At 34.1% G+C, this 13331-nt stretch carries 10 protein-coding genes; 3 read left to right on the top strand and 7 right to left on the bottom strand.

Annotated elements, in window-relative coordinates:
* Nucleotides 1–95: 95 nt before the first annotated feature.
* The 5 genes from FEF17_RS08075 to tamL form a co-directional block, all read right to left on the bottom strand.
* Complete coding sequence (locus FEF17_RS08075) at nucleotides 96–2363, bottom strand: polyribonucleotide nucleotidyltransferase (protein ID WP_139001829.1); 2268 nt, start codon at nucleotides 2361–2363, stop codon at nucleotides 96–98.
* Between the two features lie 270 nt (nucleotides 2364–2633).
* Complete coding sequence (gene rpsO, locus FEF17_RS08080) at nucleotides 2634–2903, bottom strand: 30S ribosomal protein S15 (RefSeq protein WP_139001830.1); 270 nt, start codon at nucleotides 2901–2903, stop codon at nucleotides 2634–2636.
* 126 nt (nucleotides 2904–3029) lie between these two features.
* Complete coding sequence (gene accD, locus FEF17_RS08085) at nucleotides 3030–3887, bottom strand: acetyl-CoA carboxylase, carboxyltransferase subunit beta (RefSeq protein WP_139001831.1); 858 nt, start codon at nucleotides 3885–3887, stop codon at nucleotides 3030–3032.
* A 216-nt stretch (nucleotides 3888–4103) separates the two neighbouring features.
* Nucleotides 4104–5171 carry a class II fructose-bisphosphate aldolase gene (gene fbaA, locus FEF17_RS08090; protein WP_139001832.1) on the bottom strand — a complete coding sequence of 356 codons (1068 nt, stop codon included), beginning with the start codon at nucleotides 5169–5171 and terminating at the stop codon, nucleotides 4104–4106.
* Nucleotides 5172–5304: 133 nt separating this feature from the next.
* On the bottom strand, nucleotides 5305–7830 hold the full coding sequence (gene tamL / locus FEF17_RS08095) for a translocation and assembly module lipoprotein TamL (RefSeq protein ID WP_139001833.1): 2526 nt from the start codon (nucleotides 7828–7830) through the stop codon (nucleotides 5305–5307).
* A 186-nt stretch (nucleotides 7831–8016) separates the two neighbouring features.
* Here tamL and FEF17_RS08100 point away from each other — a divergent pair, with 186 nt between their 5' ends.
* A complete protein-coding gene (locus FEF17_RS08100; protein WP_139001834.1) occupies nucleotides 8017–8736 on the top strand; it encodes a TrmH family RNA methyltransferase in 720 nt (239 codons plus the stop codon).
* Nucleotides 8737–8753: 17 nt separating this feature from the next.
* Here FEF17_RS08100 and porT read toward each other — a convergent pair whose 3' ends face one another.
* Nucleotides 8754–9482, bottom strand: a complete 729-nt coding sequence (porT, locus tag FEF17_RS08105) for a type IX secretion/gliding motility protein PorT/SprT (protein WP_139001835.1) — start codon at nucleotides 9480–9482, stop codon at nucleotides 8754–8756.
* A gap of 1 nt (nucleotide 9483) precedes the next feature.
* Nucleotides 9484–10212, bottom strand: coding sequence for a bifunctional demethylmenaquinone methyltransferase/2-methoxy-6-polyprenyl-1,4-benzoquinol methylase UbiE (ubiE, locus tag FEF17_RS08110; RefSeq protein ID WP_170180982.1), 729 nt, complete (start codon nucleotides 10210–10212; stop codon nucleotides 9484–9486).
* Between the two features lie 194 nt (nucleotides 10213–10406).
* On the opposite strand from ubiE, the gene trkA reads away from it, so the two are divergent.
* Together trkA and FEF17_RS08120 are read left to right on the top strand one after the other, a co-directional pair.
* Nucleotides 10407–11756, top strand: coding sequence for a Trk system potassium transporter TrkA (gene trkA, locus FEF17_RS08115; protein WP_139001837.1), 1350 nt, complete (start codon nucleotides 10407–10409; stop codon nucleotides 11754–11756).
* Nucleotides 11757–11759: 3 nt separating this feature from the next.
* Complete coding sequence (locus FEF17_RS08120; RefSeq protein WP_139001838.1) at nucleotides 11760–13253, top strand: TrkH family potassium uptake protein; 1494 nt, start codon at nucleotides 11760–11762, stop codon at nucleotides 13251–13253.
* Nucleotides 13254–13331 lie beyond the last annotated feature (78 nt).

The raw sequence follows: 13331 nt of genomic DNA on the forward strand, positions 1-13331 counted from the left end.
AATTAGCTATACAATTTACTGTTTATTTCTGTAAGTAAAAAGCCTGTTTCATAATTTGAAACAGGCTTTTAAAACTATTGAATTCTTGGAAAGAATTAATCTTCTTTCTTATCTTCTCTAGGTTTTCTATCGTCTCTGCGATTATCTCTACCTCTGTTGTCACGTCCGCGATTATCTCTACCTCTGTTATCGCGTCCACCACCTCGGTTATTATCTCTTGGTGGTCTCGCAACATAACCCTCTGGTTTGGGTAAAATTGCTTTTCGAGACACTTTCTCTTTACGCGTTCTTGGGTCCACACCAAAGTATTTCACATCAAAAACGTCGCCCATGTTTACAACATCACTTACATTTTCTGTGCGTTCCCAAGCCAATTCACTAACGTGTAATAATACCTCGTTTCCTGGAGCATCTGCGTATTCTACAACCGCTCCAAAATCTAGCATTTTAATAACCTTTACTTCGTAAACACTACCAACTTCAGGTTTAAACATAAGTGAATCTATTTTTGCCATAACAGCATCAATACCTTTGCTACCTACACCTAAAACTTCTACTATACCTTCTTCGGTAACTGGATCTTCGTTAATTACAATAGTCGTCTCAGTTTCTTTTTGTAATTCTTGAATTACTTTTCCACCAGGACCTATTAAAGCGCCAATAAATTCGTTTGGAATGCGTCTAGTAACCATAGTAGGCGCGTGCTCTTTTACTTCTGCATTAGGTGCAGCAATCGTATCAGTTAATTTGCCCAAAATGTGTAAACGACCTTCACGTGCCTGTTTTAGTGCATTCACTAAAATCTCGTAGCTTAATCCTTTTACTTTAATGTCCATTTGGCAAGCAGTAATACCGTCTTCGGTACCTGTAACTTTAAAATCCATATCCCCTAAGTGATCTTCATCACCTAAAATATCAGATAATACAGCGTACTTTCCAGAATCAGTATCAGAGATTAATCCCATAGCAATACCAGAAACAGGTTTCTTTAATTGTACACCAGCATCCATAAGCGCCATTGTACCAGAACAAACCGTTGCCATAGACGACGAACCATTAGATTCTAATACCTCAGATACGACACGAACAGTATAAGGACAATCTTCGGGAACCATACCTTTTAAAGCACGTTGCGCCAAATTACCATGTCCTACTTCACGACGTGAAGTACCACGAATTGGTCGCGCTTCACCTGTTGAAAAAGGAGGGAAGTTATAGTGTAAATAGAAACGCTCTTCACCTTCAAAAGATGGCATATCAATTTGGTTTGCTTCTCTACTAGTACCTAAAGTAACTGTAGCTAATGCTTGAGTTTCCCCACGTGTAAAGATTGCCGAACCATGTGTAGACGGTAAATAATCTACCTCACACCAAATTGGTCTAATTTCATCTGTTTGTCGCCCGTCTAAACGTAAACCTTCGTTTAAGGTTAAGTCTCTAACGGCAGCTTTTTCAGCTTTAGAGTAGTATTTAGACACTAAACCACCAAAGTCTTCTAATTCTTCTTCACTAAATGTGGCCTTAATTTCTTCTTTTATTTCAGCAAATGCAGCGCCGCGTTCATGCTTAGCAGAACCAGCTTTGGCCACAGCATACACTTTGTCGTATGCCATATCATGGATTTTCTTTGCTAAATCTTCATCTTCGCGTTCTGGCTCATACTCACGTACTTCTTTTTTACCGAAAGCTTCAGCTAAAGCTACTTGTGCAGCACATTGTACCTTAATAGCTTCGTGTGCAAACTTAATAGCCTCAGTCATTTCTTCTTCAGAAATCTCATCCATCTCACCTTCAACCATCATTACAGAATCAGCAGAAGCACCAATCATCATATCGATATCAGATTCTTCTAACTGTGCTCGTGTTGGGTTGATTATAAATTCGCCATTAATACGTCCAACTCTAGCTTCAGAGATTGGGCATTCAAATGGGAAATCAGATAATTGAATAGCTGCCGAAGCTGCTAAACCTGCCATAGCATCTGGCATAACTTCATCATCATGAGACATTAATTGAATCATTACCTGAGTTTCAGAATGATAATCTTTTGGGAACAACGGACGTAAAACGCGGTCTACTAAACGCATCGTTAAAACCTCCCCGTCACTAGGTCTAGCTTCTCTCTTAAAGAAACCACCCGGGTAACGTCCTGCAGCAGCAAATTTCTCTCTGTAGTCTACCGTTAACGGTAAAAAGTCAACATCTGCTTGTTTGTAATTGGAAACAACTGTACATAATAACATACATTTTCCAGATTGCACCACAACGCTTCCATGCGCTTGTTTTGCTAATTTTCCGGTTTCAATAGAAATTTCTCTACCGTCACCTAGGTCAATGACCTCTTTAAAAACTTTTGGAATCATAAATTTTTTCTTGTGTTCAAGTCAAAAATTGCTTGAATCATGTTAAACAATGGTCGTTGTGTTGTGTAGTTGTTGTGTGACCAATGAAAAACTATAACTAGCTTCTTCAATGCGTGCTTTAAACTCTTACGCTAGAGATATATATTTGGGCGTTACCCTTCTTTAGGTCGGGTCGGGCTTTCGGTAGTCGCTCTCTGTGAGGAGCTCCAACAATACCTCAATCCCTAACGCAAAAAGAAAAACCACGTTACATAACGTGGTTTTAGTCTTTTATTTTCTTAATCCTAATTCTTTAACTATGGCACGATATCTTAAAATATCTTTCTTAGTTAAGTAATCTAGTAAAGCACGACGCTTTCCTACTAATTTCACTAACGAACGCTCGGTATTATAATCTTTACGATTGTTTTTTAAGTGTTCGGTTAAGTGGTTAATTCGTTGTGTAAATAACGCAATTTGTCCTTCTGGACTACCGGTATCGTTTTTTCCTTTACCGTGTTTTGCGAACAATTTTTCTTTTGCTTCTTTTGATAAATACATGCTAATATTATTGTAAATGATTTTTATGTATACGAAAGCCTTTCTTTCGAGCGGCAAATATAGTAATTTTTAATGATTCACAAATAACATGATCTAAATAAAAAAAGAGCCAGATGGCTCTTTTTTTTATGCTCTTAAAGGTTGATTTAAAATCAAATCTATATATTGATTTACCTTGTTTTTTAATTCTTTCCGAAGTGTTATAAAGTCTAAGAAACCATGTTCCAACAAAAACTCCGAAGTCTGGAAACCTTCTGGTAATTCCTTTCCTGTGGTATCTCTTACAATTCTTGGTCCAGCAAATCCAATTAAAGCACCTGGTTCGGCAATATTAATATCGCCCAACATAGCGAAAGAAGCGGTTGTTCCACCTGTAGTTGGATCCGTACATAATGAGATATATGGTATTCCTGCATCGGCTAATTGAGCCAATTTAACAGAGGTTTTTGCTAATTGCATAAGCGATAAAGCAGCTTCCATCATTCTGGCTCCACCCGATTTTGAGATAATCATAAAAGGGATATTGTTCTTTAAAGCATAATCTGCAGCTCTCGCTATTTTTTCACCCACAACACTACCCATAGAACCTCCAATAAAACTAAAATCCATACAAGCAACCACTAAGTCTTTACCTTTAGATTTTCCAACTGCCGCACGAACAGCATCTTTAAGTTTGGTTTTGTCTTGAGCGGCTTTTAAACGCTCTGGGTATTTTTTAGTATCAACAAATTTTAAAGGATCTTTAGATTCTAAACTAGCATCTAGCTCTTTAAATTTATTGTCGTCGAAAAGTATTTCGAAGTATTCTTTACTGCCAATTCTAACATGATAGCCATCTTCTGGACTTACGTAAAAATTTTGTTCAAGCTCTTTAGTATCTATTATTTTTCCAGTAGGCGATTTATACCAAAGGCCTTTAGGAGTGTCTTTTTTTTCTTCAGTAGACGTTTGTATTCCTTTATCTTTTCTTTTAAACCAAGACATAGTGATTTATGATTTTATAATTTTGATATTGTTTTAAATTTCAAAATTAGTGTTAAGGATTAAGACAGATTTTAAAAATGTCTGACCACAAAATTAAACCTTTTTTTAAATTAGAAGTAACGGTCAAGTGTTTTTGTTATGGAAATCAATAATAGCGAATAAAAAAGACTCTGAAAAACAGAGCCTTTAATAATATGTTATGTTAATGACTAATCTTTATAAAGTATTAACATTATTTAAATCTTCGAACGCCTTTTTTAGTCGAGCTACAAAAGTTTTTTCACCTTCACGTAACCAAACTCGTGGGTCGTAGTATTTCTTGTTTGGAGAATCATCACCCTCAGGATTACCAATTTGAGATTTTAAGTAGTCTGCTTTCGCGCCCATATAATCTCTAATACCACTCATAAATGCATATTGCAAATCGGTGTCAATATTCATTTTAATAACCCCGTAGCTAATGCCTTCGCGAATTTCTTCTACTGTAGAACCAGACCCTCCGTGGAATACAAAATCGATATGGTTTTCTTCAACACCATACTTTTTTGTAATATATTCTTGAGAATTTTTTAAGATTTTTGGCGTTAATTTTACATTTCCTGGTTTGTAAACACCATGTACATTACCAAATGCTGCAGCTATTGTAAACTGTGGGCTAACTTTACTTAACTCTTCGTAGGCGTAAGCGACTTCTTCTGGCTGAGTATATAATTTTGAAACATCGACATCACTATTATCAACACCATCTTCTTCACCACCTGTAATACCAAGCTCAATCTCTAAAGTCATACCCATTTTGCTCATTCTTTCAAGGTATTGCTTACATATTTCGATGTTTTCTTCAATCGGTTCTTCAGAAAGGTCAATCATGTGAGAACTGAATAAAGATTTACCAGTTTCGGCAAAATGTTTTTCACTAGCATCAAGTAAACCATCTATCCACGGTAACAATTTTTTGGCACAATGGTCAGTATGTAAAATTACAGGAACACCATACGCCTCAGCTAATGTATGAACATGTTTAGCTCCAGCTACAGCACCAGCTATGGCCGCTTTCTGTCCGTCATTGCTCAAGCCTTTACCAGCATTAAATTGAGCTCCCCCATTAGAAAATTGAATAATTACAGGTGCATTTAAATCTCTTGCTGTTTCCAAAACACCGTTTATAGTATCGGAACCGATAACATTAACTGCTGGAAGTGCATAATTATTAGCTTTAGCATGGTTGAAAATAGCTTGAACTTCTTGCCCTGTTGCTACTCCTGGTTTTATATTGTGTCCCATTTTTTTGTTAATATGATTTCTAAATTATTGAGAAACAAAAGTAATCAAAATTTCAATAATTAAATGTGATTATATGACTTGAATAGCTTAAAATAAAACTAAAACGTTATAGTGTTATACAGAAATATGTGAGTTAAAAAGGGTAGTTTATACCAATATTATAGACCGCATTGGAGAAATTATAATCATTAAACCAACGATTTTCATCCCGATAAGACGGGTCGTATGTTTTAAATCCAATATCGAAACGAAACACAAAAAAACTAAAATCGTATCGCAAACCAAACCCAGAGCCAACGGCGATATCTTCCAAAGAATTAAATTCGGTAAATGTAGCGCGGTCGTCGTCAACATCGTCTAATACATTCCAAATGTTACCAGCATCAATAAATACTGCGGCGTTTAAATTTTCAAAAACATTAAAACGCTGTTCTATACCCAATGCGAGTTTTAAATTGGCTTCATTAAACTCGTTTGTGGTTTCTGAACTTCCTGGTCCAAGACTATAAGCAGTCCAAGCTCGATTATCATTTGCACCTCCAGCAAAGAAACTCTTTGCGAATGGAATGTTTGTAGAGTTTCCATAAGGGATAGCAATCCCTAAATAACTGCGCATGGCAAGTACGTTCTTTTTACCTAAATCCCAGTGTTTAATATAGTCGAATTCGGTTTTTACATATTGTGAAAATGCCACATTAAAAATTTCAAAACGATCGTCACTATCTTTTTGTAATCCTAATAATTGGGAAGCATTGGCTAATAAATTACCTGCTAACTCCAGTCTAAACCGAAAAATTGAAAAGTCTTCGTCAAATAAATTGGTCCGTCCATCCTTGGTAAGACCAAAACTTGATGAAAAAATTAAGTTGTTCTCGGTTAGTCTTCCCTTTCTTTCGTTAATACTATTAATAGTTAATAACTGGTTATTAGTAATTTCATTAGGTGTAGGTGTTGCGAGTGCGTAGTTAATGAAATTGTCGGCTTCGTCTGGAATGCTTAAAGTAGCAGAGGGATCTATATAATTAACATCTTGGGCGATACTATTTAATGAGTTAAACGATGTGTCGTATACTCTAAAATAGTTTTCAACATTCAAATTTCTAACATATTGCACATTAAATAAGTCCAGATTGTTAGTGATTTTATCGGATGGAGACCATTTGTAATTAAAGCTTCCGCTAAAAGTTTGTTTATCTAAACCAATATTAGTTTGACTTGTAGTCGACAAGCTAATACTAGTGCTTGGAGACATATATTTAGGAATTATTTTTTCGGTATTGAACGGTGAAAAAATTCGAGGTATGGTTAATCTTAAATCAACACCAATTTCATTAATGTCAAAAAATGGATCGTTTTCATCGTTTTTATCTTTAGATGAACCTACCGAAGCAATACCCGAAACTTCAAATGTTTCAGCGCCTTTAAAAATATTACGAATTAGTAAACTAGGATTCAAACCAAACCCAACAGATTGAATGTTACTTTGGGAAACTTCTGCTCTAAAACCTAGGCTAAATTTCTTTAAGGGTGACAAAAATATGTTTGCGGTTAAAGTAGAATCGGTCTCTTCTACATAATTTATGTCGGGGTATTTAAATGTACGCAATTCACTTAAATGTCGATAAGATCTCGTTCTGTCTATATCTCTAAAAACCGTATTTGGTGTAATAAAAATTGCATCGGTTAAGGCTTTTGGCTTATAACGCATTTCTCCATAGCTGTAGAGATTATAATTATCATAGGTTATAGAATCTTTAAACGAATTACTTCTATTAGCAAAAGTACCATCTGTAATAATATTTACACGATCTACTTTAAATATTTTAAAAGGAACGCGCTCTAAAGAATCGGGAGTTCTTATGGCTCTATCTTGTATTTGAACACCCACATTAACATTTTTATCTGTACCAATGGTATCAATTTCAAAAGTGACATAGTCTTGACTAAAATGATAAAGACCTGAGTTTCGTAATTCGGTTGAAATACGCTCTCTCTCATTTTCAAAATTTTGTGTTCTATATTGTTCGCCTATTTTAATTAGTGAATTCTTTTCACTTGCTTCATATAAAAGCTCCACCAAAGGTGAGGTGATTTTTTTTGAAATAGAGTCAATTAGAAACGCTTTTCCGGTGGTTATGTAGTAATCTATATTGGCTCGTTTATTCTCTGCCTTATTAATATAAAAAGTGGCGTCTACATCAAACCAACCATTATTAAAGTAATAATCTCTGAATCGTTTAATAGATTTACTTGTTTTCTTTGAACTTACAATTACTGGTGCCTCTCCAGTTTTCTTTAACCATGAATTAAATCCTTTTCGCGTTTCAATATCTTTGTCAAGTTGCTTCCTAGATAATAATTTAGTTTTGCGTTCAACCTTTTCAAGATCATTGTAAATTTTAGCTTGTAAAATGGAATCTATTTCTGGTCGAGCGGCATTATAGATATGCAAACGAAGTGGAACTCCAATGATTTTCCTATTCGGCTTTTGGTATAATAAATTATTAATAGTTTCAGAGCTTTCTTTTTTACCGTTTACTATAACCTTGTTTTCGGTAAGTAAATACTCGTTTTCAGAAATTCTTTTCACCGCATCACAAGATGATAAATAGGATGCAAGAACTGTAAGTACAAATATTTTAAAGAGTTGTTGTTTCAAATAAGTATGAAATTAATTCAAGTATAAATCTAAAAACAAGGGTTTTGTTTTTTCGATTTAATAATGTTGAGCTCTCGAATTCAAAAATACATTATTTGAATCGAAAAAAATATTTAAAATAATCTTATATTCTCTTAAACAAACACATCAATTTTCATTTACTTTATAAACCAAAAACAAGATGTGATGCTATCAAAAAGTCAAATAAAATTAATTACTAGTCTCAAGCAAAAAAAGTATAGACAACAACATGGACTTTTTGTTGTAGAGGGCATAAAAACAATAAAAGAGTTATTGCAGTCTAACCTTGTTTTACATACATTATATAGTACAGAATCACTCAATTTTAATGCCAAAGCAGGAATTTTAATTACCGAAGCGGAATTAAAACGCATTAGCTTTTTTAAAACACCTAATAAAAGTTTAGCCATTTTTGAAATTCCAAAGTCCAAACCAATTGAGAAAGATGGATTTTTTGTGGCTTTAGATGCTATTGGTGACCCTGGAAATTTAGGTACTATTATTAGACTTTGCGATTGGTTTGGAATTAAAGAATTGGTATGCAGTAAAGAAACTGTAGATTGTTATAATCCTAAAGTTATTCAAGCAACAATGGGATCCATTGCAAGGGTGAATATAAGTTATGTCGACTTAAACGATTTCTTACAGAGAACTTCTTTACCAATATTTGGTGCATATATGGACGGCGAAAATGTTTACAACATGGAATTGCCTAAAAAAGGAATATTGGTTATGGGCAATGAGGCTCATGGGGTATCCAAAACCGTAGAGAATTTAATAAATAAAAAAATAGCCATTCCCCGGTTTGGTGATATTCAAGCAACAGAAAGTTTAAATGTTGCAACCGCTACAGCAATTTTATTGAGTGAGTTTAGTAGGGCCTGACCTAAAATTAATTTGTTCTATTGAAATGTGAAATTAATAAAAACACCTCTAGTTTTCATATTGGCAATGTTACTTGTCCATGGACTATTCGGGTCTTCATCTCTAATTAATTCATCATTTAAGCTGAAAACACCTCGAATGGATGGGGAGAATTTGAAATTATAAAAGTAAAAGTCGATACCAAAACCTAATTCATAAAACAAGTTGTTTTTGGTAGTTCTAAATTGCCCATTTCTATTGTCATTGGGGTTTGTTTCGTTACTTGATAGGTTCAATGCTGTTGAAAAACCGCCAACAATAAAGGGTTTAAAGTTATTAATACGTTTAGTAGAAAATTTTAATAATAAAGGAATGTGGATGTATGTTGATTTTACCTCTCGAATTAAATCGGAATCAGAGAAACTCATTCCTTGAAAATAATTAGCACTATAGTTTAACTCGCGCGTTGTAATTATTAATCCCGGCTCTAAACGTAAATCGATATAATCATTAACACGTAAGTTTCCAATTAAACCAACACTAAAACCTGGACTTCTTTTAACATAGACATCACGTAAATCGTTGTTATAATCAAAATTAAAATCGTAGTTATTAATTCCTAGAAAGTATCCCCATCTTAACAAATCATTATCGGTAGAGCGCTTTCCTTGGTTAGCGTCATACTGTACTTTCTTTTTGGTAAATAATTGAGCGTGAGCTTGATGTAATGCAAAAAAGAAGGTTATTAAAATGAAAAGTTGTTTCATATTATGGTTTAGATGATACATAAATTGTTGCAACACCAAAGGTTTGCGGAAAATCTTCAACATTAATAAACCCAATTTTATGTAAAATATTGTTCAATGCTTCACCATAAGGAAAAACAGACGCCGATTCACATAAATACTTGTAAGCACTTCTATCTTTAGAAAAAACACGGCCAATTGCCGGTAAAATATTTTTTGTATAAAAAATATAACCTTGTTTAAAGGGTGTTTTATCTGGCATAGAAGTTTCTAAAATAACAAAAGTGCCGTTAGGTTTTAAAACACGAAGAATTTCTTTTAAGCCTTTTTCAAGCGTCTCAAAATTTCTTATTCCAAAAGCAACTGTAATGGCATCGAATGTGTTGTCTTCGAATGGCATGTTTTCAGAATCCCCTAAAATCATCTCTATTCGAGCTTCTAGGTTTTTCTTTTTTATTTTTTCTTTTCCAATCTCTAACATGCCACTACTAATGTCTAGACCAATTATTTTTTCTGCATTGGTTTTGGCTAAATTAATGGCTAAATCGCCAGTGCCAGTAGCTATATCTAAAACAGTTTTTGGATAGCAATCGGAAACAATTTTCACAACCTTTTTGCGCCATTTTACATCAATTCCAAAAGATATTACGCGATTTAAACCATCATAATCTCCCGAAATGGTATCAAACATTTTCGTGACTTGTTCTTTCTTTCCTAAATCACTGTTTTTGTAGGGCTTTACTTTTGACAAATCAATAAATTTTGTGCAAACATACTCAATATATTTTTACTTTATCTTATCGAACAAAGTCAAAATATATGTAATTTATATTACACTAATAGAAATACTAAATAAGAAGTAGTAGATTATTATATTGGTTGAATTTAATGTAGCAATACCTATTTTATACTATCTTTGCAACTCTTTTTTATGATAATTAAATAATGAAAATAATTATTGCTGGAGCTGGTGAAGTTGGATTTCATTTAGCAAAATTGTTGTCTTATGAATCGCAAGAGATTACTCTAATTGACACCGATAAAGACAGTCTAGCCTACGCAGATAATCATTTAGATATAAAGGTTGTAAGGGGTGATTCTACTTCAATAGCCATACTTAAAGAATCACGTGTTGAGTCTAGCGATTTAGTGATAGGCGTTACCTCGTCTGAAACTATAAATATTACGGTTTGCGTTCTGGCAAAACAATTAGGAGCGAAACGCACAATTGCAAGAATTTCAAACACTGAATTTATAAACCATAAAGATGAAGTTGGATTTACAAAATTTGGTATAGATGAATTAATTTCACCTGAAGCCCTTGCTGCATCTGAAATTGAGCTATCGTTAAAACAATCTTCATTTGATGATAATTACGAGTTTGAAGAAGGTGCGCTTACAATGGCAGGTCTTACGCTTTCCAAAGAGGCTCAGTTTGTTGGAAGAACAGTAAAAGAAGCGGCGCAAATATTTCCTGAAATTCATTTTGTTCCTATTGCAATACAAAGAGCTGGGACACAATATACTTTAATACCTCGAGGAGACACTATTTTTAAAGAAGGAGATACTGTCGTTTTTATTACATCTGAAGGTGGCGCTGAGGAGCTTTGTAAACTTACGGGTAAGATAATCCGAGAGATTAAAAGTGTTATGATTCTTGGCGGTACCCAAATTGGATATAAAACAGCCAGAGATTTAAGTGATAAAGGCTATAATGTCAAGCTTTTAGAGCAGAGCAAGGAACGTGCTTTTGAAATAGCCGATAATTTGCCAAACGTATTAGTAATAAATAGTGATGGTAGAGATGTTGATATCCTCGATGAAGAAAGTATTAGCGATATGGATGCCTTCATTGCGGTTGGTAATAACTCTGAAACCAATATTATGTCTTGCCTTGTTGCAAAAAGTAAAGGTGTAAAGAAATCAATTGCTTTAGTTGAAAACATGGATTATTTTGAGTTATCTCACTCTATTGGTATAGATACACTCATTAATAAAAAGCTTTTAGCGGCTAATAATATTTTTAGATACATCCGAAAAGGTGAAGTAGTTGCCATGACAAAGCTTAATAACATGAACGCCGAGTTATTGGAATTTGAAGTTAAGTCAACCTCAGCAATCGCTAATAAGTATATTAAAAACATAGATTTTCCTAGGTCTGCGATAATTGGTGGCGTAATTAGAAATGGTGTGGGGTTAATTGCTCTGGGAGATTTTAAAATTCAGGAAGGGGACCGTGTTGTTGTATGCTGTCTTTTACGATCCATAAAAGGTGTAGAAAAATTGTTTCTTTAATTCATGAAACTTAATTACAAAATAATTTTTCATTTTCTAGGCTTACTTGTTCTTTTCAATGGCGGGTTTATGCTTTTAGCAACCTTATTTAGTCTTATTTATAAGGATGGTGTTACACTTCAATTATTTTCTGCCTCAGCTATTACCTTACTTGTTGGTCTTGTTGTAATGGTACTTACAAGAAAACATACCAAGGAAATGAATAAGCGCGAAGGGTATATTGTAGTTGCTTTTGGCTGGATTATTATGGCATTATCGGGCACTTTGCCTTATGTTTTAACTCAAAGTGTTCCAAGTTTTACAAATGCTTTTTTCGAAACTATGTCCGGTTATACAACTACTGGGGCATCAATTTTAAATGATATTGAAATCGTCCCTAAAGGGGTGTTGTTTTGGCGTAGTTTAACACATTGGATAGGCGGGATGGGAATTATTGTTTTAGCAATTGCGATACTACCATTACTGGGAATAGGAGGTATGCAGATGTTTGCTGCAGAAGCGCCAGGTCCAAGTGCTGATAAATTACATCCTAGAATTACAGACACGGCAAAACGACTATGGCTTATATATTTTGGATATACGGCTGCCGAGACTATTTTACTTCAAGTCGCAGGTATGTCATTTTTTGATGCTATTAATCATGCCTTGTGTACTTTATCGACAGGAGGCTTTTCGACTAAAAATGCAAGTATTGCGCATTGGAATGGACAACCCATAATACAATATATCATTATGGTATTTATGTTTTTAGCAGGGACTAATTTTGTTTTAAGTTATTTTGCATTTAAAGGAAAAGTTCAAAAAATAATTAAGGACGAGGAGTTTAAACTATATTTTAAGTTTATTGCCATATTTACTCTAATTGCAACCTTAATAATATACTTCAGGGCAGATGTTTCTGTTTCTTCAATATCTCACCCAATGATTTATGGAGAAGAAGAGAGTGCTTTTAGGCATGGTCTTTTTCAGGTTTTAGCAATTGTAACTACAACAGGTTTTGTAACTGCAGATTACACCCTATGGACACCCTTTTTGATGGTTTTCTTCTTTGGCTTAATGTTTTTAGGAGGATCTGCGGGAAGTACTTCTGGTGGTGTTAAAGTAGTGCGACACTTAATTTTAATAAAGAATGGTTTTTTAGAGTTTAAACGTTCGTTGCATCCAAATGCCATTTTGCCTGTTCGGTATAATACCAAGTCTATTTCTGGAGATATTGTTTTTAACATATTAGCCTTCTTTATTTTGTATATGCTCTCCTTTATTATAGGGGCTTTAGTGTTTTCTATGTTTGAGATCGATTTTGTGTCTGCTATCGGATTATCTGCTTCAAGTTTAGGAAATGTTGGACCAGCATTGGGTGATTTTGGACCTGTAAATAATTATGAATCATTGCCAGCGTTAGGAAAATGGTGGTCTTCATTTTTAATGTTAATTGGACGTTTAGAATTGTTTACAGTATTGGTGTTATTTACACCATTTTTTTGGAGGAATCGATAATTTTTCACTGAATACTTTTTTTAAATCTCATCAGTGTTTATAGGTGTTTTCGAATTTTTATAATTGATTTTTAGATAG

This window comes from Hyunsoonleella aestuarii (genome assembly GCF_006148925.1).
GTDB lineage: Bacteria > Bacteroidota > Bacteroidia > Flavobacteriales > Flavobacteriaceae > Algibacter_D > Algibacter_D aestuarii.